Origin of the sequence: Wenzhouxiangella sp. XN24, assembly GCF_011064545.1 — a bacterium.
Classification (GTDB): domain Bacteria; phylum Pseudomonadota; class Gammaproteobacteria; order Steroidobacterales; family XN24; genus XN24.
Genome location: NZ_JAAMFG010000036.1, coordinates 154,300 through 181,045, shown reverse-complemented (window position 1 = coordinate 181,045; position 26,746 = coordinate 154,300). Strand labels below are relative to the sequence as shown.

At 66.2% G+C, this 26,746-nt stretch carries 15 protein-coding genes; 6 read left to right on the top strand and 9 right to left on the bottom strand.

Translation table 11 applies throughout. The features are described 5' to 3' along the window. The first annotated feature begins 55 nt into the window (after positions 1–55). Both gshA and G6032_RS12880 read left to right on the top strand, forming a co-directional pair. The gene (gene gshA, locus G6032_RS12885) at positions 56–1,624 is read left to right on the top strand and encodes a glutamate--cysteine ligase (RefSeq protein WP_346763818.1); all 1,569 of its coding nucleotides are present in this window, start codon (positions 56–58) and stop codon (positions 1,622–1,624) included. After that, positions 1,624–2,577, top strand: coding sequence for a calcium/sodium antiporter (locus tag G6032_RS12880; RefSeq protein ID WP_165282560.1), 954 nt, complete (start codon positions 1,624–1,626; stop codon positions 2,575–2,577). The genes gshA and G6032_RS12880 overlap by 1 nt, the downstream gene beginning before the upstream one ends. Here G6032_RS12880 and G6032_RS12875 read toward each other — a convergent pair. Genes G6032_RS12875 through G6032_RS12865 form a run of 3 tightly spaced genes read right to left on the bottom strand, consistent with a single transcriptional unit; the run spans position 2,574 to position 5,253 of the window. Beyond that, positions 2,574–3,569 (bottom strand): isoaspartyl peptidase/L-asparaginase, encoded by a 996-nt coding sequence (locus G6032_RS12875; protein WP_165282559.1) that lies wholly within the window; start codon positions 3,567–3,569, stop codon positions 2,574–2,576. The genes G6032_RS12880 and G6032_RS12875 overlap by 4 nt on opposite strands. Further along, positions 3,566–4,474: a protein phosphatase 2C domain-containing protein gene (locus G6032_RS12870; RefSeq protein WP_165282558.1), complete on the bottom strand. Its 909-nt coding sequence runs from the start codon at positions 4,472–4,474 to the stop codon at positions 3,566–3,568. The genes G6032_RS12875 and G6032_RS12870 overlap by 4 nt, the downstream gene beginning before the upstream one ends. Then, positions 4,471–5,253, bottom strand: coding sequence for a serine/threonine-protein kinase (locus G6032_RS12865; RefSeq protein ID WP_206211979.1), 783 nt, complete (start codon positions 5,251–5,253; stop codon positions 4,471–4,473). The genes G6032_RS12870 and G6032_RS12865 overlap by 4 nt, the downstream gene beginning before the upstream one ends. A 222-nt stretch (positions 5,254–5,475) precedes the next feature. On the opposite strand from G6032_RS12865, the gene G6032_RS12860 reads away from it, so the two are divergent. Beyond that, positions 5,476–5,688: a hypothetical protein gene (locus tag G6032_RS12860; RefSeq protein WP_165282557.1), complete on the top strand. Its 213-nt coding sequence runs from the start codon at positions 5,476–5,478 to the stop codon at positions 5,686–5,688. A 70-nt stretch (positions 5,689–5,758) separates the two neighbouring features. Next, positions 5,759–6,355 carry a DUF4136 domain-containing protein gene (locus G6032_RS12855; RefSeq protein ID WP_165282556.1) on the top strand — a complete coding sequence of 199 codons (597 nt, stop codon included), beginning with the start codon at positions 5,759–5,761 and terminating at the stop codon, positions 6,353–6,355. Between the two features lie 15 nt (positions 6,356–6,370). Here the strand turns inward: G6032_RS12855 and G6032_RS12850 are convergent, their stop codons facing one another. From G6032_RS12850 to G6032_RS12825, 6 genes are all read right to left on the bottom strand, one after another. Then, positions 6,371–6,799 carry a hypothetical protein gene (locus tag G6032_RS12850; RefSeq protein WP_165282555.1) on the bottom strand — a complete coding sequence of 143 codons (429 nt, stop codon included), beginning with the start codon at positions 6,797–6,799 and terminating at the stop codon, positions 6,371–6,373. Between the two features lie 7 nt (positions 6,800–6,806). Next, on the bottom strand, positions 6,807–8,090 hold the full coding sequence (locus G6032_RS12845) for a thioredoxin family protein (protein ID WP_165282554.1): 1,284 nt from the start codon (positions 8,088–8,090) through the stop codon (positions 6,807–6,809). A 156-nt stretch (positions 8,091–8,246) separates the two neighbouring features. Next, positions 8,247–9,674: a NapC/NirT family cytochrome c gene (locus G6032_RS12840; RefSeq protein ID WP_165282553.1), complete on the bottom strand. Its 1,428-nt coding sequence runs from the start codon at positions 9,672–9,674 to the stop codon at positions 8,247–8,249. A gap of 115 nt (positions 9,675–9,789) precedes the next feature. Then, on the bottom strand, positions 9,790–11,754 hold the full coding sequence (locus G6032_RS12835; RefSeq protein ID WP_165282552.1) for a cytochrome b/b6 domain-containing protein: 1,965 nt from the start codon (positions 11,752–11,754) through the stop codon (positions 9,790–9,792). 213 nt (positions 11,755–11,967) lie between these two features. Continuing rightward, positions 11,968–13,284 (bottom strand): coproporphyrinogen III oxidase family protein, encoded by a 1,317-nt coding sequence (locus tag G6032_RS12830; RefSeq protein ID WP_240902310.1) that lies wholly within the window; start codon positions 13,282–13,284, stop codon positions 11,968–11,970. 84 nt (positions 13,285–13,368) lie between these two features. Continuing rightward, positions 13,369–14,433, bottom strand: coding sequence for an AraC family transcriptional regulator (locus G6032_RS12825; protein WP_165282550.1), 1,065 nt, complete (start codon positions 14,431–14,433; stop codon positions 13,369–13,371). A 75-nt stretch (positions 14,434–14,508) separates the two neighbouring features. Here G6032_RS12825 and G6032_RS12820 point away from each other — a divergent pair, with 75 nt between their 5' ends. Together G6032_RS12820 and G6032_RS12815 are read left to right on the top strand one after the other, a co-directional pair. After that, positions 14,509–15,654 carry an alkane 1-monooxygenase gene (locus G6032_RS12820; protein ID WP_165282549.1) on the top strand — a complete coding sequence of 382 codons (1,146 nt, stop codon included), beginning with the start codon at positions 14,509–14,511 and terminating at the stop codon, positions 15,652–15,654. Positions 15,655–15,762: 108 nt separating this feature from the next. Beyond that, on the top strand, positions 15,763–26,691 hold the full coding sequence (locus G6032_RS12815; protein WP_165282548.1) for an FG-GAP-like repeat-containing protein: 10,929 nt from the start codon (positions 15,763–15,765) through the stop codon (positions 26,689–26,691). Positions 26,692–26,746: the final 55 nt, after the last annotated feature.

The following is a 26,746-nucleotide window of genomic DNA, read 5'->3' as shown; positions in this document are numbered from 1 at the left end:
TAATCGCCGGTCCGCCGCGCTGGCGGGAGCATCCAAGAGGACCGTGATGTACCGGATGGTCGATCAAAGACTGGATCGCCTGGCGAATTTCGACCCGCGCTGCTTGTCCGGCGGGGGGCGCGGGGTCGAGAAAGAGTCCTTGCGGGTGATGCCCGACGGCCGTCTCGCGATGACGCCGCACCCCCGGGCCCTGGGTTCCGCCCTCGCGCATCCGTGGATTACGACGGACTATTCGGAGGCCCTGCTCGAGTTCGTCACGCCCCCGCAGCAAAGCTGCTGGGAGACGCTGCAGTTCCTGTGCGATATCCACCAGTACGTCTATCCCCGGCTGCCGGACGACGAGTTGCTGTGGGCCACCAGCATGCCCTGCGCGGTCCGCGGCGACGCCAGCGTGCCGGTCGCGCGCTACGGCGAATCCAACATCGGCCGCATGAAGCATATCTACCGGCTCGGGCTGGGCTACCGCTACGGCCGCGTCATGCAGACCATTTCCGGCGTGCATTTCAATTACTCCCTGCCCGAGCAGTTCTGGACCGCCCTGCACGAGGTGGAGGGCTGGCGTGGCGACGAGCGCGAGTTCCGCGACCGCATGTACTTCGGCCTGCTGCGGAATTTCCGCCGTTTCGGCTGGATCGTGCTGTACCTGTTCGGGGCGTCCCCCGCGCTCTGCAAGTCCTTCCTCGGTGGGCGCGATCCCGGCCTGCCCGAGTTCGACGACGGCACCTGCTACGGTCCTCACGCAACCTCACTGCGCATGAGCGATCTCGGTTACCGCAACACCAGCCAGGCGAGCATCCAGCTGTCGATGAACTCGCTGGACGAGTACATCGCGGGCCTGGAGCACGCCATCCGGTCGCCGTGGCCGCCGTATGAACGCATCGGCGTCAACCCGGATGGCGAATGGCGCCAGCTGTCGAGCAATGCGCTGCAGATCGAGAACGAGTACTACGGCTACATCCGGCCCAAGCAGCCGATCCGCTCCGGCGAGCGGCCCACGCTCGCATTGCGGCGCGCGGGGGTGGCGTACATGGAGGTGCGCGCGCTGGATGTGAGCCCCTACGATCCGGCCGGTGTGAGCCAGAACGAGTTTCGCTTCCTCGAGGCATTCCTGATTTTCTGCATGCTGCATGACAGCCCGTTGATCGAGGAGGACGAGCTCGAGCGCCTCGACGACAACCATGCACGCGTCGCCATCGCGGGGCGCCGCCCGGACCTCGCCCTGGCCATCTCCGGGGTGGAGCGGCCGCTGGCGGACTGGGGGCGGGAAATCTGTCGCCAGCTGGCGCCGATCTGCCGGCTCCTGGACGGCGACGATCCGGCGGCGTCCTACAGCGCCGCGCTCGAACTGCAGTCCGCCAAGCTCGAGGATCCGTCCCTCACGCCATCGGCACGCATCCTCACCGAGATGCAGCAGGAACGGGAGTCTTTCTTCGAGTTCGCCATGCGGATGTCGCGCCAGCACCGGGAGTATTTCGCGGCCCTGCCGCCGATGTCTGCGGCCCGCCAGGCGGAGTTCGAGGCCGAGACCGCCCGGTCTCTCGAATCGCAGGCCGACCTGGAGGCCGCGGAAACGATTCCCTTCGAGTCTTTCCTCGCAAGCTATTTCGCCGACCTGGAGGCTTGATGCTCCTTTTCATCGGATTCATGTTGCTCGGTTTCGTGTTCCTCTACGCCGGTGGCGAAGCGCTGGTGCGCGGGGCGGGCAACATCGCCCTGCGCAGCGGCATGAGCCCGTTCATCGTGGGCATGACGATCGTCGCCTTCGCGACCAGTTCGCCGGAACTCGCCGTCAGCATGCAAGGCGCCTTCGTGGGGGTCGATGACCTTGCGATCGGCAACGTGGTCGGTTCCAATATCGCCAATATCGGACTGGTCCTCGGCATCTGCGCCCTGATCCGGCCGATGCAGGTGCAGGCGCGAATCCTGCGGCTCGACCTGCCGTGGCTGATTTTCGTGTCCCTGCTGCTCGTGGCCTTCCTGAACGACGGCCGCATCAGCCGGCCCGCCGGACTCGTGTTTCTCGTGGGACTCGGCGTTTTCCTCTTCTGGAACATCCAGGTGGCGCGCCGCGAGATCGAGACCGAGCAGGTCCGTCTCGAGTTCGAGAGCGCGGCCCCCCGCAACGAACGATCTTCCGCGATGGACTGGCTGCTGATTCTCGCCGGCCTGGTCGCGCTGGTGCTCGGGGGGTGGGCTTTCGTGCACGGCGGCGTCGGGCTGGCCACGAGCCTGGGCGTCAGCCCGGCATTGATCGCGCTGACAGTGATCGCGATCGGTACCAGCCTCCCGGAGCTGGCGACGAGCATCGTGGCCGCGATCAAGGGGAACGCGGACATCGCGGTCGGCAACGTGGTCGGCTCCAACTTTTTCAATATCCTCGCCGTGCTGGGGCTCACGGCGGTGTTTCATCCGCTCGATCGCGGCGGCATCACGATGATCGACCTGGTCACCATGCTGCTTTTCGCCATGGTGCTGGTGCCGCTGATCCTGACGCGCAATCGAATCGGCCGATTCGAGGGCTTCGGACTCGTGGTCGGTTATATCGGCTACATGGCCTGGCTCGCGAAGGCGGGCTAGGGCTGTTCCCCCGCCGCGAAGATGGCGACCCGGCGTCCGCCGGCATCGGCCCGGCCGCGGTACATGCCTTCGGTGGTGAACGCGAAACTGGCTCGCCCCGTGCCGTCCAGGACGATCACCCCGCCGAGTCCGCCGAGTTCCCGGATCGCGGCGAGCGTGGTCCATGCCGCTTCTTCGGGGGATTCGCCGGCCAGCGCCATGCGGGCGCACAGGCTGCTTGCCGCGGCGGCGCGAATGAAGTATTCGCCGTCGCCGGTGGCGGAGACGGCACAGCCCCGGTCGGCCCAGGTGCCGGCCCCGATGACCGGCACGTCGCCCAGCCGGCCGTAGCGTTTCGCCGTCGTGCCGCCGGTCGAGGTCGCGGCCGCCAATCGGCCGGCAGCATCCAGCGCGACCGCGCCCACGGTGCCGAAGCGTCCCTCCGACGGGCCCGGCGGCCGCGCGCCCTGCAGCGTGGCGCGCTGCATCTGCTGCCAGCGGCGCTCGGTCCAGAACCACTCGGACGGTTTCAGTTCGAGACCCTGGTCGATAGCGAACGCCAGCGCGCCCTGGCCGGCGAGGAAGACATGGGGTGATGCCTCCATCACCCGGCGCGCCAGCAGCACGGGGTTACGCACCCAGCGCACGCCGCCGATCGCGCCCGCCTCGCGGGTCGCGCCATCCATGATCGAGGCGTCCAGTTCGTTGTGGCCGTCGGCGGTGAACACCGCGCCGCGCCCGGCATTGAACAAGGGCGAGTCTTCCATGGGCAGGATGGCGGCCGTGACGGCGTCGAGGGCGCTGCCCCCGTCGGCCAGTACCTGCCAGCCGGCCTCCAGCGCCGCATGCAGCGCCGCTTCGTAGGCAGCCCGGTCGGCCGCGCTCATGTCGGCGGCCCGCAGGGTCCCGGCACCGCCGTGAATGAGCAGCACGGGCCCCGCGTCCTCTGCCGTTACCGCGCCGGGTGACAGCAGGAGGCAGGCAAGCAGCAGGCGAAACGGCTTCGTGTTCATGGATGCCCCCAGTCGTTCTTTGCAGTGCTTTCGTCCCCCAGCCCGAGCTGGCGCGTCGGCGGCAACCGCCGCGCCAGGGCTCGCCCGGGTCGCCGCCGGAAGGCGATGATCGACAGGTCGTCCGGCTTGCTCGGATGACTGTCCTGCGTCTTCGGGCGGGTCGTCATGCGCATCGTGGCCTGGTCCGCCAGTTTCTCCAGGCGTCGATCCAGCGGGCCACAACGCATGATCGCGGCGATTTCGGCCAGCCGCAGGTTGTCCACGAGGCCGTCGCTGCATACCACGACGGTGTCCAGCGGACGCAGCCGCAGTGCGGAGCCCACCTCGATCCTCATGTCGTGGCTGCCGACGAAGTTCGACACCAGGTGGCGATCGTGGTGATACAGGGCCTGCTCGTGATCCACGAGCCCGGCCTGCAGCGCGAAGCCGACGGGGGAATGCGACAGGGTGCGCAACTTGAGTCCCCCGCGCTGGCCGAACACCATGATTTCCGAATCGCCGACGTTGTATGCGCGAATCCAGCCGCCGGCCAGTTCCGCCACGGCGAGCGTCGTGGCCGAGCCGGTGCCCATCGACAGGACCGCGGCGTTGGCCCGGGATATCCCGTCGAGGATCGCCCCCTGGAGCGAGTTGCCGTCCGCGAGACCCGATTCGACCGTCGTCGCGAGCGCGGTGATCGCCCGGGCCGCCGCGATGCCGCCCTCCGGCAGGCCGCCCATGCCATCCGCTACCGCGAGCACGGCACTGTCCGGGCCGAGCGGCAGCACCAGCAGCGCGTCTTCACTGAGCCCCCCGCCGGGCCGGGGTGCCGCCCAGACCGCGGCTGCGCCCTCGGCCGCCCGCAGCAGCGTGCTGGCCGGACGCGGCTCGGCGCTCAGCATGAGCGCTTCCAGGCCGGCGCTCACGCGCGCCGCCCGGCCGCCGGCTGGCGGATGGCCTCGAAGGCGGCGAGCATGCGCGCGCCGTCCCGGTAGCGGCGGTTCGGCTTGACCTCGATCGCCCGCCGGATCAGCGCCACCATCTCGGGATGCAGCTTCTTGCGCAGCCGCGCCGCCCCGGGGGGCGGCCAGTCGTAGGGCCAGCGAGGCAAGGTGCCCGCGAACAGGCGATACAGCACGAGCCCCGTCGAGAAGACGTCCGATGCCAGCAAGGGCCGGCCCATCGCCTGTTCCGGTGCGACGTAGCCCACGGTGCCGGACCCCGAGGCCTCGATGCGGCGGCGCGCGAGCTTCGAGAAGCCGAAATCGGCGAGGCGCAGCACGTTGCCCGGGAACAGGATGAAGTTATCGGGCTTGATGTCGCAATGGATGATGCCTTCCTCGTGGGCATGGGCGATGGCCGCGAGGATCTGGCCGGTGAAATCCAGGGCTTTCTCGGTGGAAATCCGTCGCTGCAGTCGCCCGCCCAGGGTGTCGATGCCCAGCGGCATGGAGATGACGAAATAGCCGTCGATGAAGCAGGCGTTCTGGATCGGCAGGATGTTGGGATGATCGAGCTTGGCGAGCATCCGGACTTCCTTGCGGAAGTCGGCGAGAAAGTAGTCATCCATCATGCGGCGATGCGGGATCTTCAGCGCGACGCGCAGCCCGTGGATGGTGTCGAAAGCCTGGTAGACGGCCGCCAGCGGACCATCCGCGAGGCGCTTCTCGATCCGGTACTTGCCCAACTTTTGCCTGGCTCTCAACACGGTGCGCAGTTCCCCGCGGACGGACCGGGCGGCCTGCCGTCACCGGGCCGCACCGAAGGGTCGGAATATAGGGCATCCGCTGCTGTGGTGCGAGACATGGAATTTTCCGGCGCCGGCATCATCTAAGCTCAAGACAGGCTCCCGGATAGCCGGCCGGTGGAACCGACCGGCGCCCGGGGCCGAATACGCGGGCAGGAAAGGAATTTTGGAGAGCCGACCATGAAAGCACAGGTACACGAGGATGCCCCGGGCAGCGCCGGCTTCGAGTTCACCGGGGAAGTCGAGCCGATGGACGTCCTGAGCGATATCGGGCAGCGTGAAGCCCGGCGCAGCGGGCCCGGCACGGCGGCGCGGCGGACGCTCGAGGCCCTCGCGGAGAGCCGCCGGCTCAGCCGCGAGCTGGCCGACCTCGACAGTTTCGAAGATCTTTGAGGCAGGCCGGCCGGCTCAGTGCCAGAATAGCAGGCAAGAGGGCCTATGGCCCCGCACAGGAGTTCCGGTTATGAGAATGACGATTGCAACACGCTTAGGATCGCTCGCGGGCGCGCTGGCGCTGGCCGGCTGCGCCGCACTGGGCCCCGAGATCACGACCGATTACGACGCCACGGCGGATTTTTCCCAGTACCAGACCTTCGCATTCATGGATCGAGCGGAACGCGGCGAGACGCGGACGTACGACACGCTCGGCGACCAGCGCGTCATCAGGTCCGTGACGCGGGAACTGGAGGCACGTGGCTATCGCCGCGTCGCGGAGGATCCGGACCTGCTGGTGAATTTCGCCATGACCACCGAGAAGGTCCAGGACGTGCGGACCGTGCCGTCCATGCCGCCACCCTGGTACGGCTGGCGCGGCAGCTACTACTACCCCTGGCCGGCCTACAGCTACGAGACACGCGTCGATACGTATCAGCGCGGCACGTTGTTCATCGATCTCATCGATGCGGAGCGTCGGCAGCTCGTCTGGGAAGCCACCGCGACGGATCGAGTGACGCAGGCGACCCGGGAAGACCCGGCCGGCGCGCTGGATGATGCGGTGGCGCAGGTCTTCGAGCGTTATCCCTTCCGTGCCGGGAGCGGCGCGGCGAGCCAGTCGCAGTAACGCGCGGCGTGCGCCCTACGGGGCGCGCCGCTGCGCGCGGTCACGCGGTACGATATCGCAGGCGGCGCCCTCATGGCGCACCGCGGCGACCCGGCCGTCCCTGAGTTCGAAGAACAGGGTGCACTCGCCGCCGCCGCCCGGCATTCGGGCCGTCCGCAACCGGTCGGGGTCCAGCATCCGGGCCGGTTCTGCCAGGGTTTCCATCCGGTAATCGAGTTCGCGCGAGCTTTCGTAGACCAGCACCGTGGTGTCGTCCGCGTCGGTCAACGTCCGCACCGGGGGGCCCCAGGCATCGACAAGTTCCGAGGCACTGGCACCGCGCCAGGCTTCCAGGTCGTCCTGCCACCACGCCCGGGACCCGGCGCAGGCGGTCAATGCAAGCGCCACGGCGGCGAGCAGGGCGATCCGTGGCCAGCCGGGAAGGGGTATCGAATCCGGGGTCATGCCCCGATCATATCAGCCCGCGTTTCCTGCTGATGGCATGAATCATCCACGTCACCAGGATCGCGCCGAACAGCAGTCCGATCGCCACGCCGGCGTTGTTCAACGCGGTCGGCGCCACGAGCATCACGCCCCCGAGACCGAACATCATCATGCCCGACATGAGTTTCAGCAGCCGCCCTTCGCTCTCACTGAGCTTGCGCGAGCCGAAGCGCATCACGAACAGTCCCACGATGATGAGCAGGGGTATCACGTAGATGATGTTGTAGAGCACCAGGTACATGTAATAGACGAAGGTGTCGGCCTCGCGCAGCGTCAGGATGCGCGTGTAGACCATCGGCAGGCCGGCGGTGCACAGCAGCTCGTAGCTGTTGACCGCGACCGCCAGCACCACCGTACCGGCGAGCATCGCCGGCAGGCTCTTGGCGGAGACGAGGTTGCGCATCCGCTCGTACATGCCGGGTTTCTTCGATTCGGGGATGGACAGCGAGGGGCCGCCCGCGTCGAACCAGAAATAATCCTTGATATTGATCACGGCGAGCGTCACCGCGATCAACCCGGCCACCAGCGTCACCACGCGCAGTTCCCCGATCAGCAGGAACACGTTGAGCCAGGCGGCCATGAAGATGAAATAGATGACGCCGGAAATGATGATGAAGGTACCGCCCACCATCATCATCCGCGCGCGGCTGCGTGCGTGCACCATGAGGCTGAGCAGGAACAGCAGGACGAAAAAAGCGCAGGGGTTGAAGGCGTCGAGGCCGGCGATCACGACGGTCAGGATGGGCAGGCCCCAGTCGCTGGGATTGACGAAGCCCATCAGCGGCACCTGGACGCCCATCACTTCGCCGGGCGTGGGGCCGAGCTCCGTCGCCGCGTCGATCACGCCCGCGGGGTTGGCATGGCAGTACTCCATGCGGGCGAGCAGCACGGCGCCGGTCGTCTCGGCCGTGTCATACCCCGTCTGCATCGAGCCGCAGAAAATAAAGGCGGGAACGCTGCGGGCCTGCTCGCCGATCGCGGCGGCCGTGTCGCGGTAAAGCAGGGCATTGTCGCGGTTCTTGCTGACCTCGTAGCTGCGCAGGTCGATCCAGTCGTGCTCGTCGAGGGAGGCGACGAAGGGCTTGGCCTCGATGCAGTGCGGACAGGTGTCCGAGTAGAAGTAGTAAACGACGATCCGCGTTTCGCCGCCGGGTCCGTCGCTGAGCCACTCGGGATCCGCTGCCGCGACGGCCGTGGCCGCGAACAGCAACAGGGCCGCCGTCAGGGATTGGAAAAAGCGGGAGCGCAGCATGGGATCTCCGGGGTCTCCGAAGCGCAGCACTCTACCCAGCGGGCAGGGCGCAGGCAATCGTGGTAAGTCCTTGGGAACTTTCGCGGCCCTGCCGGCTACACGGCACGAAACAGGGCACGGCTCCGGAGAACCGTGCCCTGGTCAGGCACCCCGGCTTCAGGGATTCAGCACTTTCAGGATCTCGGAGTCCTCTTCTTCCTGTGCCAGGATCGTGTGGCAGAGATCGCAGCTGCGCGAAATCCGTTCGCCGTCCGCGGTCTGGTGCTGCCGGTTATGGCAGCGGAAGCAGCCCGGCGCGTCCTGGCGGGCGCGCACCGGCGGATGCCCGCTGTGGTCCGGGTAAGTGTCCCAGCGGACGTTCATGTGGGGAAACACGTTCCAGCTGTAGATGTCGCCGAGGGCGTCCGCCGCACCCATGATGGCGCCGGCATTTTCCGCGTAGACCTCGGGATAATTCTCCTGGTAGAAGGACTGCAGGGAGGCGGTGATGCCGATGCGCGCCTCTTCGTGCGACTCGTAGTCCGCTTCCTCGATGATGCGCACGCCCTCGCGTTTCATGAAGGGCAGGCTGGTGTCGATGCGCCCTCCGGCCATCAGCTGGTCGATCTCGGCGCCGGGCGGGCGATAGATGTGCGTGGGGCGGTTATGACAATCCACGCAGTCCATCACGCGCCAGTCGCCGGCATCCGCCGGCGTCTCGCCGGCGAGGAACAACTTGACGGTGCCGTCCGCCTGCGTCATCTCGATGTCGTAGATCTCCATGCGGCTCTCGTCTGAGCGATAGCGGATCTGGATGTCGGGATCGACATGCCAGTGGATCCCCGAAGACTCGCGCCCCTGCAGGCCGCCGATCTTCATCAGCCGGGCGCTGCGCAGTTCCGTATTGGCCTCGTCCTCCGCGTAGATCGTTTCCACCTTCAGCTTGTCGCCCAGGAACTTGGTCGGCCAGTGGCACTGCTCGCAGGTGTCTCGCGCCGGACGCAGGTCGTGCAGCGGCGTCTCGATGGGGCGCGGATAGATGTCCAGCGTCACCGCCACCATCTGCCAGGCCCCGTCGAGTTTGGACTTCACGAACCAGTCGGCACCGGGTCCGATGTGGCAATCGACGCAGTGCACGCGGGAATGCGGCGAGCGCTGATGGGCCGTGTGTTCGGGCTGCATGACGGAGTGGCAGGCGAGGCCGCAGAAGGCGTTGGAGTCCATGACTTCCACGCCTTTGTAGGTAGCGCCGGCAAGCACGATGATGTTCAACAGCGTCAGCGCCATGAAGATCACCACGGACTTGCGGGTGGTGTCCTTGTTCAGGTCGATGACCGGGAACAGCGGCGGCGCCTCGCCGCGCTCCGCCATTCTCGCAGCCTTCTTGCGTTGCCGGACGATGCCGATCGGGATCAGCAAAAGTCCGGCGACGAAGAATACCGGCAGCACGAGGAACGTCAGGATGCCCAGGTACGGGCCGCCTTCGAAGCCCAGCATCTGGACGATGAACAGCGAGATGATGAGGGTCAGGGCGGCGACGGCGAGCGCCGTGCCGACAAGGCTGACGGGGTTCTGCGTCAACGCAGCGAAGAATTTTCTGGCCATGTTTTTTTCCTTATGGGCTACGCACAAAGCCCCGCCGATTGCTCGACGGGGCCCCGCGCCATTCCCTGGTTGATCAACAGGGCGGCCATCCCGGCCGCCCTGTTGGCATTTTTCCTCAATAGATCAGCAGGGCCGTGAAGATCCCGACCGCGAGGGCCAGGCCGATCGCCACGAAGAAGAAGCCCCAGAAATGGATCTTCCGCATCTGTGCGTCGGTCGGTGCCGGCACCAGGTGATCTTCCAGCGTGCCTTCGTCCACCATGCGCTGGTACTCCAGCGGGCGCTCGTCCTTGAAGCGCTCGATGGGCTGGGCGCCGGTGAAGATCACCGGATCCAGCGGGAAGCTTTCCGGGCGCAGGTGCGTGTGGAAGAAGTGGAACACGAAGATGAAGCCCGTGGCCAGCAGCGCTTCTTCGCTGTGCACCACGTAGGCGGCATTGAGCACCCAGCCCGGCAGCGGCAGGATCTCCGTGAAGAAGTTCGGGAACCAGAGCATCAGGCCGGAGCCGCCGATGATCATCATGCCCCAGAACACCGCCAGGTAGTCGAACTTCTCCCAGTAGGTCCAGCGGTCGCCGGCCGGCCGCGGGCCCATGTAGAGGAAGTACTTGAACATGGCGACGATGTCCTTGCCGTCCTTCAGCTGCGGGGTCATCGAGTTCGGGCCCCAGAACAAGCCCTTCTCCTTCTTGATGAAGAAGCGCTGCACGAGGATGCCAAGGTGCCACACGAAGTAGGCGAAGGTGCCGATCGCGGCCAGGCGATGCAGCAGCATCGTGTTCTCGACGCCGCCGAACAGATCGACCAGCGGCTGCGCCCAGGGCGCGTAGCTGAACTTCAGCGGCAGGCCGGTGGCCGCCAGCAACAGGAAGGTCACGATGATCAGGATGTGCATCTTGATGTCGCGATCCTTGAAGCGGCGGACGTACTTGCCGCTGGCGCTGTGGTGCCCGATGAACTCGCCGCGCATGTGGCCGACGATACCGCGCTGCAGCCAGAGGATCGCGTGGATGCCGAAGAAGCCGAACACGCCGATCACCAGCGCATGCATCGCCATCGCGATCAGGTAAACGTAGAAGTTGGACGTCGGATCGCTCGGATCGACATGCGGGTTGAACGACGCGAAGCCGGGCGTCACGTCGCCGTGGCAGTCGCCGCAGGTCTGCTGCAGGTTGTCGGGGTGGATGCTGGAGCGCGGATCATCCTTGCCCAGCGTGCTATGCGGAGAGTGGCAGTCGGAGCAGGTCGCGGACACGACGAGGCCCAGGTTCGTGGCCTTGCCGTGGAAGTCGCCCCGGTAGGTATTCAGGAAACTGCCATGGCAGTCGCCGCATTCGTTGACGATGTCGAGCCGGTCGCCGCCGATGGTGGGCTCGCCGATGGCGTGCGAGGCGTGGCAGTCGGTGCAGGTCGCCGTTTCCGTATTGCCGGCCTTGAAGGCCACGCCATGGGCGCTGACATTCAGCCATTCGTCGTAGATGTAGGCATGGCAGTCGCCGCACATCTCGGCCGAGTTCTCGAATGAGGTCGGCGAGCGTTCGTGGTCCACTGCAAAGACCTGGTGACCGCCGTGGCAGGTGCTGCAGGTCGGCGAGTTGACGAGTCCGGAGCGCAGCAGGCCGCGGCCGTGCACGCTGTCCACGAACGCATCGATCATGCCCTCCTGTCCCTCGAGGCCCGAGTGGCAGTCGCCGCAGACCCGGACCTGGCCGACCGGCGACATGGGCGCGGTCAGTTCGTCGTTGCGCATGATGTCGTGCGCTTCGCCGTGGCAGTCGAGGCAGCTCACCTTGTCGGCGTGGATGCTGCGCCCGACGACGCGTTCGGCCACGGTGTGGCACTGCGCGCACATCGCGTCGCCTGCGAGGTCCGCGAGGTCTTCCGCCTTGTGGCGCGGACTCGTCACGTTGGTGTGGCAGTCCTTGCAGGCCAGCTCGGTGTGCGCGGTCGATTCGTGCTGCACGTCCCTGTGGCAGGCGGTGCAGTTGATCTCGCGCTGCTGGGCGTCCACCGCCGTCGCCGTAAGCGACAACGCGAGTAAGGCGAGCAGCCCGAGCAGGATAGGAGTGATTCTGGCCATGTCTGTATTCCCGGTTTTTGTCGATCCGTGGATCGCGGATCGCGCCGAAGGCGGAAGATCCTGTTTAGTGTCCGGCTGCCCCAAACTCAGCCGAGCCGTCGCTCAATCGGGCCCGGTGAAGCATGGTCACCGGACGCAGGGGCTCAGGCAGGTGCAATTTTGCGCCGCATGACGCCCGCCGTAATCAGGGTCAATGCGTACCCGGGGTAAGGATCAATACGTGCCGGGAGGGCGCAGATCCGGGGTGGGAAGGCGGGTTTCGAGCGGGCCGAAGGCATCCAGCTCGTCGCGGATGCTATGCCGCATCAGGTCGCGGAAATCGGATACGGCCATGAAGAATTCGCGCATGATCAGGATCCATATGCGCATACCGTACCGGGTCAACACGAGGCGATCGCCCTCATCCCGCACGGCCCCGAGGAGTTTCAGGCCGGCGATCTCCGGGGCGAGCTTCCAGAAGAAGCCCGGGTAGCGGGCCTCCGCCGTGCGCTTGTCCAGCGACAGGCCGAACAGGTTCATCAGCATGAAATAGCGCAGCCGGTCGCGACGGGTGAGCGGCTGTCGCCGGCTGATGCCGAAGCGACCCGCGGCAATCTGGCGATTGTAGTGGTTCAGCGAGAAGGTGCTGGAATAAAGGATGCCGTCCAGGTAGCTCATCGACCCGCTGCCGAGGCCGAGATACTCCTCGTTCTCGATGATGTATTCGTCCACCGTGCCGCTTTCGCGGTTGAAGCACCAGGCGGAGGAAGGGTGATAGGCGTCCGGCAGCGAGTCGAGGATCAGGCGGTACATCCGGCCTTCGCGATCGAAATCCACCTCGCCCATGGTCCTGAGCATCTTGCGCATGGTGCTTTCCGCGCTCATCAGCGGGTAGAACGTCGCCTGGCTGACCTCGATATCCCGCGTGAGCAGGTCGATGTCCTTCAGCAGGGAATTCTCGTCCTGGTGCGGCAGGTTGAAGATCATGTCCGCATTAAGGGTCTCGAAGAAGCCGCGGGCCCCTTCGAGGCGCTTCATGACCTGGGCCGAAGAACCGTATTTCTCGTAGCGGTCCATCTGCTTCAGCAATTCGTCGTCGAGGCTCTGGATGCCCACCGAGACGCGGGTCACGCCGGCGTCGCGCATCTGCGACATCACGCCCGGCGTCAGGTCGTCGGGGTTGGTCTCGATGGAGATGCTCTGGATGGGACTGAGCCTGCGCAACAGCTCCAGGGTCTTCGCCATTTCGCCGGGCATCACGGTGGGCGTGCCGCCGCCGACATACAGGTCGGAAAAGCTGTAGCCGGCCTCGTGGGCCATGCGGATTTCCTGGCGCAGGCTCTCGAAGTAGCGGACGGTCTTCTGTTCCTCGAAGCAGACCCGGTGGAAGGAGCAGAACGGGCAGAGCACGGTGCAGAAAGGAATATGCAGGTAAAGCATATACTTGCGCGCCGGGTCGGGCGGCGGCAGGGTCTCGCTGGGCTGCGGGCGGGCGAAACGGGTCAGGCGGCGACTGTTGTGCCGAAATCCCGCCGTCAGCAGGCTGTCCATTATGCTCAAGGCTCGAGGCTCCGTCCGTGTCCCGTTTTCGGGCACAATCCAGTCATGATATCGCAAATGCGTGTCAGTCCGGATTCACTTGTCCGCGTCGGGCTGCGACGCATGGCCGGGCCGGCGGCCCGCCCGCCAGGTGCCCGGCGTCGTGCCGGTCCAGCGGCGGAAGGCATGAGACAGGTTGGCGGCGTCGCTGAAACCGGTGCGCGCCGCGATCTCGTCCAGCGCGAGGCCGGTGTTCTCCAGGTAGCCGGCCACGAGACCGAAGCGGACCTCGTCCGCCAGCGCCCTGAAACTGGTGCCTTCTTCGGCCAGCCTGCGCCGCAGGCTGCGCCGCGACAGCCCGAGGTGACGCGCGGTCTCGTCCTGGGTCGGCAGTCGGCCGGGATGATCGAGGAGGTGACGGCGCAGGCGGGTGGCGAGGCCGCCGGCGGGTGACAGGCCTTCCAGAAGGCGGTGGCACTGGGCCTCGGCGGCGGCGGCCATGACCGGATCGCCGCCGGGCAGCGGTTGCTCCAGCATCGCGGCGCTGAGCCGCAATGCGTGCCTCCCTGCCCCGAAGGTCGGGCGACAACCGAACACCGTGTCGTAACGAGCCGCCCGGGCGGGGGCGGGATAGGCGAACTCTGCGCCCGCCAGTCCGCCCCGCCGGCCCGTGAGGTCCTCCAGCAGCGTGGCGGCGGCCGCGGCGTCGCGCTCCACGAGAAAGGTCTCGAGCTCGCCCAGCGGTGCACCGGCCTGCATGACCAGGGCAGCCTCCGGCCCGCCACGCTCGAAACGCCAGCGCAGGAACGTATGCGTCAGGTCCACGTATTGCAGCCCGAGCCGGATGGCGCTGGCCAGCGTCGGGCTGGCCGCCAGCGCCAGGCCCCAGAAACCGAATACGGGAAATCGATGCCCGCGGCCGGCCAGGAGCCCCAGGTCGGACCGGCCGGAGCGCTCGAGCGCGAGGCGGATGAAGGCGATCTCGCGCTCGACCGGGACGGCCTGCCCGGCGCCGGCGATCTCCGGCGGCAGGCCGCAGCGCGCCAGCAATGGCTGCGGGTCCACCTCGAGGTCCTGCAGGACGCCGGCCAGCACGGCGACACCGGCGGCCGGGTGATGCAGGCCGCGCGGAACGATCGGGAGGAGGGTAGGTAACGCCATATTGGCCGAAAATAACAAAAGAATTGACGGAGAGGAACAATGCGCAGGGCCGATTGCCCCGCCATGATGAGGCGCATGGCAAGTTCTCCCGCTGAAGTTTTCTCCTGGACCGATCGCCGCCGTCGCTGGTGGATGGTCTCGCTGTTCATGCCCATGCTGCCCCTGGCGAGCATCGGCCTGTGGGTGGCCGGCGGCGGCGAAGCCTGGCTCTGGCTGACGACGGCCGTGCTCTACGGCGTGGTGCCCCTGCTCGACCAGCTGTTGGGCGCGGACGAGAACAACCCGCCTGAGGCGCGGGTGCCGGAGCTGGAGGCCGACCGCTGGTATCGCTGGCTGACCTGGCTCGCGGTCCCGGCGGTGTGGCTGACCGTCGTCGTCGCGGCCTGGGTCGCGGTCGAAGGCGGGCTGGGGTGGGTCGGCTGGCTGGGCCTGGCCTTCTCGGCCGGCTGGAGCAGCGCTGCGGGAATCAACGCCGGTCACGAACTCGGCCACAAGAAAGACCCGCTGGAGATCTGGCTCGGCCGCGCCGCGCTGGCACCGTCCTGTTACGGCCACTTCATCGTCGAGCATGTCCGCGGTCACCACCGCGATGTCGCCACGCCGGAGGATCCCGCCTCCGCACGCCTGGGTGAGAGCTACTACCGCTTCATGACGCGCGAGATCCCCGGCGCTTTCTGCCGCGCCTGGCAGCTCGAGCGCGAGCGTCTGTCGGCCCAGGGCCGCGGTCCCTGGCATCCGGCCAATCACAACCTGCAGGCCTGGGCGCTGAGCGTGGTGTTCTGGGGCGCACTGCTGGCCTGGCTCGGGCCGGCCCTCCTGCCGTTCCTCCTGCTCCAGGCCGTCCTCGCCTACAGCCTCCTGTCCGCGGCCAACTACGTCGAGCACTACGGCCTCAAGAGACTGCGCGATCCCGACGGCCGCTACGAGCGCTGCGCCCCCCGCCACAGCTGGAACTCGAACCACGTGATCTCCAACCTGCTGCTCTACCAGCTGCAGCGTCACTCCGACCACCACGCCTGGCCGGCGCGGCGTTACCAGAGCCTCAGGCATTTCGACGAGGCGCCGCAGCTGCCCGCCGGCTATTACGGCATGTTCCTGCTGGCGATGATCCCGCCGCTGTGGCGCCGGGTCATGGATCCGAAGGTGCTGGCGCACGCCGGCGGCGACGCACGGAAAATCAATAGCATGCCGTCACAGAGCCCCTCTGCGAGTTTGACATAACCGCAAATCTCGACGTGAACGAGCCAGTTCGCGTCAATTTTCCGCCATTACTGACATAGAGCCGCGTGGACCGGTGCCGCGCGCGACCGATCATCCCCGGGGGGAAAGATGATGTCAGTTTTCGGCCGCCATCGATTGGCGGGGTCCAGGCCCCGCGCTTTCATCAACGCCACCAGCCTGTTGCTCGGGCTGGCGCTTTTTCTCCCCGGCGTCACCCCGCGGGCCGATGTCTCGGACCTCGCGGTGGTCGAGTATGAATTCGTCGGGCAAAGCCGCGTCGGTCGAATGGACTTCGACTACACGTACCGCATCACGATCAGAAATGACGGTGAGGCGCTCGCCAACGTCAGGGCCGTCGCCACGAGTACCTCACGGAACACCTCCATACGGGACGGCGACGTCGATGCGGGCGCGATCCCGGCCGGCGCGATGGTCACGCCGGACGACACCTTCACGTTCCGGCAGAACCGCCGCTTCAGGTTCAATCCGTCGAGCATCGTCTGGAATTTCACCGCGGACCCGGGGGAACCGGCCAACACACCCCCGGTCGCCGAAGCGGGCCCCGACCAGGCGCTCCAGTCAGGCAACCGGGTGCAACTCGACGGCAGCGGCTCGACGGACGCGGAGGGCGATCCGCTCAGCTATGCATGGCAGCTCACGGAGCTGCCCGCCGGAAGCACGGCCGAGCTCGATGACCCGACCTCGGTCATGCCGGGATTCGTCGCGGACCGCCCGGGCAACTACGTGGTCCGCCTCGTCGTCAACGACGGCGAGTTCGACAGCGCGGCCGATCTTGTCGTGGTGTCGAGCCAGAACACCCCGCCCGTTGCGGATGCCGGGCTCGACCAGACGGTGCCGGTCGGCGGGACTGCGCAGTTCTTCGGCGCCGGTTCCTTCGACGCCAACGGCGACGCGTTGACCTACAGGTGGAGACTGGCCGCACGGCCGGCTGAAAGCAGCGCCGCGCTGGATTCGACCTCCGGCGAGAACACCAGCTTTGTCGTGGACGTGGCGGGCGAATACGCTGTCGAACTCGTGGTCAACGACGGCTATGTCGACAGTGCACCGGACACGGCTCTCGTCACGACCTCGAACTCGCCGCCCGTGGCGGATGCCGGGGACGACCAGGAAGTGGAAGCCGGCGAGACGGTCACACTCGACGGAGAGTTTTCTTTCGATGTAGACGACGATCCGCTGGAGTTCTTCTGGTCGTTGTTGTCCCGGCCCGCGGGAAGTGCGGCCGAACTCGCGACCCCGCTGGGCCCCTCCGTGCAGTTCATGACTGACGTCGCCGGCCTCTATGTCGCGCAGCTGATCGTCAACGACGGGAGCGTGGACAGCGCACCCGACACGGCCGTGATCACGGCCGTCGCCGCCAACCAGGCGCCGCTGGCGGCCGCCACGGCAAGCCCGTCGCAGCCGGCGCCGGGGGACACCATCCAGCTCGACGGCAGCCCGTCCAGCGACCCCGATGGCGACGAACTGACTTACCTCTGGACGCTGCTCCGGCCCGCCGGCAGCGGCGCGACCCTGAGTTCCGCGACGGCCGTTTCGCCGAGCTTCGTCGCCGACGTGGAAGGCACTTACACGGCGAGCCTGGTCGTCAACGACGGCGAGCTCGACAGTGCACCGGCGGCCGTGATTGTCACGGCCGCTACGGACAACAACCCGCCGGCGCTGGTGGCTGTGGGCGACCGCGTGACCTTCGTCGGCGCGTCGCTCGCGTTTCGCATCTTTGCCGTCGATCCGGATGCCGGTGACACGCTTGCCTTCAGTCTGGTGTCGGCGCCTGCGGGCGCGAGCATCGACCCGGCCAGCGGGGATTTCCTCTACAACGCCGGCGGGAGCCCGGCGCTGGTGCCGGTGACGGTGCGGGTGACCGACAGCGGCGGACTGAGCGACTCCTACACCTTCAGCATCGACGTGCGCAGCGCGCCGTTCACACCGACCGACAATGAGCCGCCCACACTCGCGCCGATCGGGTCGCGCACGGTCGTAATTGGACAATCCCTGTCCATCCAGACGGACGCCAGCGATCCGGATGCCGGCGATATCCTCAGCTACGCGCTGCCCGCTGCACCTTCCGGCATGACGCTTTCGCCGTCCGGACTGATCGAGTGGACGCCGGCGGCCGCGCAGGTCGGCGCCCATGACGTCACCGTGGAAGTCACGGATGCCGCCGGTGCCGCCGCGCTGCAGAGCGCCATCGTGAATGTCGTGGCGCCAAACCGCGCGCCCGTAGCCATCGACGACCTGTACGAAGCGCGTATCGGTGAAACGGCTTCCGTGGCCGCCCCGGGCGTGCTGGCGAACGACAGCGACCCCGACGGAGACCCGCTGTCGGCGTCCCTGGTCACCACCACTGCCAACGGCACACTCGACTTCAGGGCGGACGGGTCTTTCGATTACACGCCCGGACTGCCCGAGACGATCGGGCCGGTGGAACTCGAGCTGCAATGCGAATTGCCGATCTCGGCGGGAGGCTTCCAGCACAACGGCACCATCGCCGTCGGTGACGTCGACAACGACGGCGAGACCGAACTCGTCGGCTACAACTTCATCACCAGCGCCGGCCGCGCCGAGCTCTGGGTCCTGAACGCGGCCGATTGCACGCCCGAGCTCCCGACCAGCCCCGCGGTCGTTGCGGCCGGCGGCCTGTCGCAGGGTTCGCATCCGGGCCTGCTCGATATCGACGGTGACGGCGATCTCGAGATCATCGCGCCGCGCGAAGCCCTGCCGCAGGACCAGGGCGGATACTTCGACAGCCGCCACCTGCTGGCGGTGCACCACGACGGCACGCTCGCGTGGCCGGGCGACGGCGGCAGCGAGACCAGCCCGATCCTCGGCTTCCCGACGGCCGGCTCCAGCAGCGGTTCCTATCGCTACACCGGCCCGACCTTCGCCGACTTAGACGCGGATGGCGTGGTGGAGATCGTCATGCCGTGGCGGATTATCGGCAGCACCTCGGCCTATGGACAAAGTGGCGTCACCGTTTACGACAGCCGCGACGGCAGCATCGAGTGGGAGTTCACGGGCCCCGACCAGTTCGGCGACGCCGACTACAAGCCGCCGGTCGTCGCCGACCTCGACCGCGACGGCACGATGGAGATCATCCTCCACACCCAGGTCGTCGACCACCTCGGTGGTCTCGAGTTCGAATTACCCGTCGAAGGCTATCTCGGTGGCTCCTCGAGAATCACCACCAATCTCTACAGCGCCGTGGCCGACTTCGATGGCGATACCTTCGCCGAGATCGTCGCCTACGACCAGCAGAACGTCTATCTCTTCGAACAGAACGGCACCTTGATCTGGCAGCAGCCGTTCGCCAACAACGGCCAGAGCCAGCTCACCGTGGCGGATCTCGACGGTGACGGAGAGGTCGAGTTCGCTTTCCTCGCCGGCACCGGCAACAGCCCCGGGTACATGGTCGCCTTCGACACCGACGGGCAGCAGCTGTGGAGCCATGCCGGCAATTCGGCGTTGTCCCCGCCGGCGATCAACCGCTTCACGGGCCCGAACATCACGGCCTGGGATGCCAATGCCGACGGCGCCGCGGACCTCGTGGTTCACTACGACAACGGCGTGCCCGCCGACACCGGCATCTACATTTTCGACGGCCGTGACGGCTCGGTGCTCGAGTTCGTCACGATCGATTCCTATTTCACCGAGCAGCGTTTCATCACCATCGCGGACATCGACGACGATGGCACCGCTGAGCTGATCAGTTCCTTCAATACCGGTGGCACCGGCACGACGCGCGTGTGGCGCGGCACCAGTGCGAACCCGCTGCCACCGGCGCCGGGCGTGCGCAACCAGTGGATCTTTGACCAGACGCGTATCGACGACGCAGCGAACGTGCTCGCCGAGCCCGAACCCGCGTGGCTGCAGCCGGGCCGCAACGGTTACAACCTGGTGTCCGACCCGCAGCGCGTCTACACACAGACCCAGTGTGAGTTGCCCTTCTCCCCCGACCGCCTCGGAACCAATGGCACGCTGGCCGTCGGCGACGTCGACAACGACGGTGACACCGAGATCGTCGGCATGTCCTGGATCACGCGCAGCTTCACTGGTGAGTTCTTCATCCTCAATGCCGAGGACTGTTCCGTCCAACTCGGAAGCAGCCCGCTGGTGCAGGCCGTCGATGTCGGCGGCGTGCGCGTGGGCTCCCACCTCGGCCTGCTCGACATCGACGGCGACGGTGATCTCGAAATGATCGCGCATCGTCTCCGGCAGCCGAACGGCGGCTTCGATCCGACGCCCTCACTGATTGCGGCGCACCACGACGGTACGCTGGCCTGGCCGGGGAACGGCGGTTCCGAGCCCACCGGTCGGACCTACCTCGGATACTCTGAGTCGACCTCTGGTCCGACATTCGCCGATCTCGACGGCGATGGGGCTGTCGAGATCCTGGTGTCGTGGAATGTTTTCGGCTGCGGCCCGAGTGTTTCGTGTGCCGGTGTCACGGTCTTCAACAGTGCGGACGGCTCCCTGAAGTGGGAATACGAGGCAGAGCCGCAGCGTAACCGGGAACTCAACCAGCCAGTGGCCGTCGTCGATCTCGACCTGGACGGCACCATGGAAGTCATCGTCCACAACCACGTCGTCAGTCACGACGGCGAATTCGAGTTCCGGCTGCCGATTCGCGATGCCTTCACGACGACGCCCGGCCAGGGCCTGTACCTGCATACGGCCGTCGCGAACTTCGACGACGATCCTTATCCCGAGATCATCGGCCGCAGCAGGGACTGGACCTACCTGTTCGAACACGACGGCACGCTGGCCTGGGAAATCGCGCGGGAGACACCCTCCACCAGCGCGATTGCCGTGGCCGACTTCGACGGCGACGGCCAGGTCGAGTTCGGCTGGATGGATGGCGATTACAGTATCTTCAGCTCGGGCCTGCCGCGCTACCTGGCGGTGTTCGATACCGATGGCACGCCGCTCTGGAGTCACGCGGATCGCGACCGGTTCCAGGAGCCCTCGGGTTTTGCCGGCGGCGCGCTCCAGGGCGTGGTCGCATTCGACGCCAACGCCGATGGCGCCTACGACATGGTGGTTCATCTCAATGCCGCCAACGGCAACGGGCTTTACATCTTCAGCGGCCGCGATGGCAGCCTGCTCGAGTTCATTCCGGTGGACCGGTATGCGCCGTTCCATCGCTTCCCGACCATCGCCGACGTCGACGGGGACGGCGCGGCGGAGATTGTCACGTCGTTCAACGGTGGTCTGAACGGCACAGTGCGCGTGATCGGGGGCATCGAATCGAAGCCGCTGCCCCCGGCGCCGCCGGTCCGCACGCAATGGATCTTCCACGAGGGCTACGTCGACGCTGACGGCAAGGTACTGACCAACCCGACGCCGCACTGGCTGAGGCCGGAGCTGAACGGCTGGAACCTGATCAGGCGGGCGCCGGACCCGCTGGCCGGCACGACCGATGCCTTCACCTACCAGGTCTCGGACGGGCAGAGCACCTCGAACGTCGCCACGGTGACCTTCGACGTGCAGCCGGCCGGCACGCCGCCGGCGTTCCTGAGCAAGCCGGATACCCTGACCACCATCGGCTTCCCATACCAGTATGGCGCCCGCGTGGTCGATCTCGACCCGGGCGACTCGGTGACGCTGACCTTGGCCGCCGCGCCGCCGGGGATGACGCTGTCCTCGACCGGACGACTGAACTGGTCGCCCGATGCGGCCGGAGAATACGCCGTGAGCCTCCTCGCGAGCGACACGATCGGCTTCACCACTGTGCAATCATTCACCCTCGTCGTCGGCGAACCGGTGACCGTGCCTGACGTGGTCGGCAGCCCGCAGACTGCGGCCGAGGATGCCCTGGCCGCCGCCAACCTGCTCGTGGGCTCGGTTCGCGAGGCCACGCACCCGACCGTGCCCGCCGGCTCCGTCGCCGAGCAGTCGCCTCCGGGCGGGGCCGTGGCCGAGTTCGGCGGCGAAGTCGACCTGGTCGTGTCCCGTGGCCCCGGTCCCGAGGATATCGATGCGGACGGCGACGGATTCACACCGAACCAGGGCGATTGCGACGACGGCGATGGCTCCATTTTCCCCGGCGGGGTGGATGATCCTGCCGACGGCATCGATGCCAACTGCGATGGCATCGACGGCGATCTCGATCTCGAGAGCCTGGTCGTCGCTCCCGCAAGCTCCACGGTGCTGGCCGGCCAGCCAGTGAACCTGACCGCAACAGGCGTGTTCGCGGACGGTACCAGCCAGAACCTGACCGGCGTTGTTGCATGGACCAACGGTCCGAGCTTCAGCACACCGACGCCCGGCAGCTACACCGCGACGGCGACACGCGACGGCGTCTCCGGCTCGGCGACGATCGAGGTCGTGGCGCGTATTGCCGGCGACCAGGTGCCGCCCTCTGTGACGATCTCGGCGCCAGCTGCGGATGCGACGGTGACCGAGCCGGTCGACGTGACCGGCACGGCAACCGACGACAACTTCCTGAAGTACGAGCTGGCGTACGCGCTGGCGGGCGAGACCGTGTTCACGCCGATCGTGACGTCCACGTCGCCGGTCACGAACGGCGTGCTCGGCCGGTTCGATCCGACACTGCTGATCAACGACCTGTACACATTGCGCCTGACGGTGTTCGACCGGGGCGGCAACCAGACCGTTGACGAGGTCACGGTGCAGGTCGACGGGGGCATGAAGGTAGGCCATTTCTCACTGGCTTATGTCGATCTCGAAGTGCCGCTGGCGGGTTTGCCAATCAGGGTCAGCCGGACCTACGACAGTCGGGACAAGACGAACAGCGATTTTGGCGTCGGCTGGAGTGTTGGGGTCCAGTCCCTGCGAATCCGCGCCAACCGCACGGCCGGCGAGGGTTGGCGGGTGGATCGCCAGGGACTCGTGTTCGCGCTTCGTCCGACCGCGGGAACCGTTGTCAGCCTGCGTCTGCCCGACGGACGAGTCGAGTCGTTCGATATGGTCGTGACGCCTGCCACCTCGCCGCTCGTCCCGTTCCCGCCGTCGCGGCTTTCGGCAAGCTTCGCGCCTCGGCCGGGAACACGCGGCCAGCTCGAGGTGCTCGATAACACAATCCTGTCCATCCTGGATCCGCAGCCCGGCGCGGTAGAGCTCGTCGATGACGTGTCAGGTCGAGTTTTCGATCCCGACCGTTTTCGGTATACCGCGCCCAATGGCACGCAGTACGTCATCAGTCGAAGCGATGGCGTCGAAAGCGTGGTCGACCGGAACGGAAACACTCTTTATTTCGAGGCGGACGGGATTTTCCATTCTAGCGGTGCCAGCATCGCGTTCGACCGGGATGACCTGGGCCGCATCACGGCGATCACCGATCCTGCCGGCAACGTGCAGCGCTATGTCTACGATGGCAATGGCGACCTGCGCAGCCACGTCGACCGTAACGGAAATACGACGCGCTACGCATACGATCGCAAACACAATGTCCTGGAGATCCTCGGCGGTGACGCCGGAAGCGTCGTGCGAAACGAATACGACGCGGATGGCCGGCTGGTCCGTACCGTGGATGGCGAGGGCCAGGCGGTGCACTTCGAGCGCGATATTGAGCAGCAGACGGAAACTGTCATCGAGGCCAATGGCGCGGTGACCGAGCTGAGCTATGACGACGCCGGTAACGTCACGCGACGTGTCGATGCGCTCGGGAACGCGACGCTGTATACCTACGATACCGAGGGCAACCAGCTTTCGAGGACCAACAGTCTCGGCGAGACCTGGCAGTACGCGTACGACGACGCCGGTCGGATCACGGAAACACTGGATCCACTCGGTAACCGGCGGTCGATAGAGTACGACGCCACGGGTCGCGTACTTCGCTTCACCGACGAGAACGGCGCGACGCACGCGTACGAGTACGACTCCCGCGGCAATCGTATTGCCGAGATCGATCCGCTCGGCAACCGTTCTACCTTCGCTTACGATCTCGACGGCAACCTGATCGCGGAAACCGATCCCACGGGACGCACGACACGCTATGCCTATGACGCGCTTGGCCGGCAGATAAGCCGGACTGATGCAGAAGGAAATGTTCAACAGTCGATTCTCAATACGCTGGGCGACGTTGTTGAAGAACGAACCACATTGCGTTCCTCAACGGGATCGACCAGCCTGAGCTGGGCGTACGGCTACGATTCCAACCAGAACCTCATCGCTGAGCAACGCCCCGGGGACCCGGCCCCGAGCACCGCCGCCTACGACGCGAACGACCAGCTGGTTGGGGCGACCAATCCGTTGGGTCTCGGCTGGTCTGCACAACGTAACCTGCGCGGTGATGTCGATGCCGTCGAGCGTGGCGATGTATCCGTGTTCGCCGGCACCTACGACGCCAATGGCCGCCTGGTCCGCGTCGGGGCGGACGACCATGGTGGCGTCGAGTTCGTCCATGACCTGGTCGGCAATCAGACGGAGATCCGTCCGGCGGACCTCGGGGCGTTCCAGAGGGAATACGATGCCGCCGGCCAGCTCGTCGTGGAACGAAACGCCCAGGGAGGTGAGACTCGCCATGCCTACGACGTGCTGGGCAGACGGGTATCCACGACCCGACCCGACGGTGGCCAGCGCAGTATCGAGTATGACGACGCCGGGCGAATCATTCGCCAGACCGACAGTTTCGGCATGGATGTTCGCTACGAGTACGATGCTGCGAACCGGCTTGTCGCGCTGACCGGATCCGACGGCGTCCGGCGCGAGACCCGGTACGATTCGGCGGGCCGCCCCACCGATGTCGATCTGGATCTCGGTGAGCGCTGGAACTACGAATACGACGCGGTCGGTCGCCTCGCGAGATCTACCGATGGCTCGGGCTCGACCTTCGAGTTCGCGTACGACTCGCTGGGGTCTGTCGAAACCATGACCATGCCGGAAGGGCAGGTCCTCCGATTCGAGCATGACGGGCTTGGCCGGCTGACGTCTCACGCCCTGCCGTTAGGGCAACAGCGGATGCTCCAATACGATGCGAGCGGTCGTGTAATCCAGTCCACCAAGTTCGATGGCACGGTAATCGGTCTCCAGTATGACGACGATGCACGCACGCTGACGCGCACGGTGGATGGCGGCAGTGAAATCTACCAGTACGATGCGCGCGGTCGAATCGTCGCCTACGACGGGCCGGCACTCGCGGAGCGCATGGCGTACGACGGACTCGGACGCCTGACTCAATGGCAGAGCGGGGCGAATATCGCCACGCTGTACACGCGGGACGACACCGGCCGCGTTACGCGCATCGCAACTCCGAGCGGGGAGACCGAGCGAGACTACGATGTCGCCAGTCGAGTCGAAACACTCCGCTACAGGGGTGTGGCTTCAAGCGTCGATCGCAACGCGCTGGGGATTCCCGTCGGTTTCACGCTGGCCGGCGTGTTGGAAGGCGAGCATGACTACGATGGCAAGGGGCGGGCGCTATCTCTCTCCTTCCGGTCGGGAGCGGACATCGTCGCGTTCTATGATTACTCGTTCGATGATGCGGGCAGAATTTCTCGCGTGTCCCGCCATGACGGTGTCGATACCGACTACAGCTACGACGCCGGCGGGCGCCTCATCGCCGAGACGGTCTCAAACGGTGCCGTGGTCCTGAGAGAGGCGACGTATACGTTTGATGGCAACGGCAACATCGCCGCAGTAAGCCGCGACGGCCAGACGACGTCCAGGACATACGATGACAACGACCGACTCTTGCAGTCCGGCGGCGTAGAGTTTGGTTGGGATCCCAACGGGAACCTCATTTCACGTTCGGATGGGTCGGTCGCCGAGCGGTACACCTACGACTCCCAGGATCGGCTCGTCGTTTACGAACGCACTGGCCCTGAGTCCGTGACCGTCGCGTACGGATATCACACGGACGGGCTGCTACGTTACCGGCGCGTCGGGAGCGAAACACGCTACTTCACCTGGGACCGGAGCATTCCGGCCATGCCCATGCTCCTCGAAGTGACTGACGGAAGCGGGGACCAGATACGACGCTATCTCCATGACGGCGTGTTCGTCACTCACTCGATCGATTCGGCGGGCATCCCCACTGCCTACGTCCGCGACCATCTCGGTTCGGTAACGGCACGGGTCAGGGCCGGCGAGGTGACTCAGATCGACTACGACGCCTACGGGCGCGTGCTGTCCGGCGGACCCGAAACGCTGGAACTGGGTTATGCGAACTCGCTGACCGATCCCGAGACGGGCCTGGTGTTCATGCGCAGTCGATGGTATGACCCGCGAGAAGGTCGCTTCGTCACGGCGGACTCCGCGTCCCCCGACCCGCTACGGCCACGCACCATCAATCGCTACGCTTATGTCGGTGGCGATCCGATTAATCGCACCGATCCGAGCGGCCAGACGGAGTTCCGACTGGCGAGCGTCATTGTGCAGCTGTCCATCGCGAGCACGCTCTTTGCGGTGGGCGACATCCTGTATCGAACCGGGCCGGAAGAGTTCGTCGCGGGAGGCCTAGGCGTGCGACGGATCTTGAATTCAGAGGCCCGTGGACCCGATGCCAGGTTCGTGCCTTTCGGTGTCTTCAGCGCGAATCTCAATGCTTGGGGAATCGGTTTCACAGGCGGCCTCGAGCGCCTCCAGTTCAATAGCCCTGAAAGCAAGGAGCGGGCTAACTACCTGTTCTTCGGTCCCTCGCTTTCCATTCCCGCCACGCTGCCGGATGCGAGTGTCGTGGGCGGCGGCGTTACGGTCGCGATTGTTGGTCGATCCGCGATCTATAACACGCCGAAGCCCGAACACTACCAGGGCTATTTCGTGGCAGCGTCCTACGGTGGATCGGTGACCGGGCAATTGACCAGTAAGGTCGGGGTCGCCGGAGGTGGAGCCGGAGCGCTCTCCGGGTTCTGGTCGCCGGTGCCGACCTACTTCACCGATGGAGCCGGAGGCATTTTCGACGGCGCTGATGACTGTACGAGCTGTGAGAGCCGGTACAGCTTTGGTTACCGTGCCGGCATCGCTGCGACGGCGGGGCGTGGCACGGGCGGCAGGAATCGGGCGTTCAGCTTCGCCATTTCGTACTACTGGCTGCTCGATTCCTGGGATGTAGCCGACTGAGACTGAAGCGGACGCGGAGCCGGTCCCCCCTACCAAAAGACAAACGACATTGTGA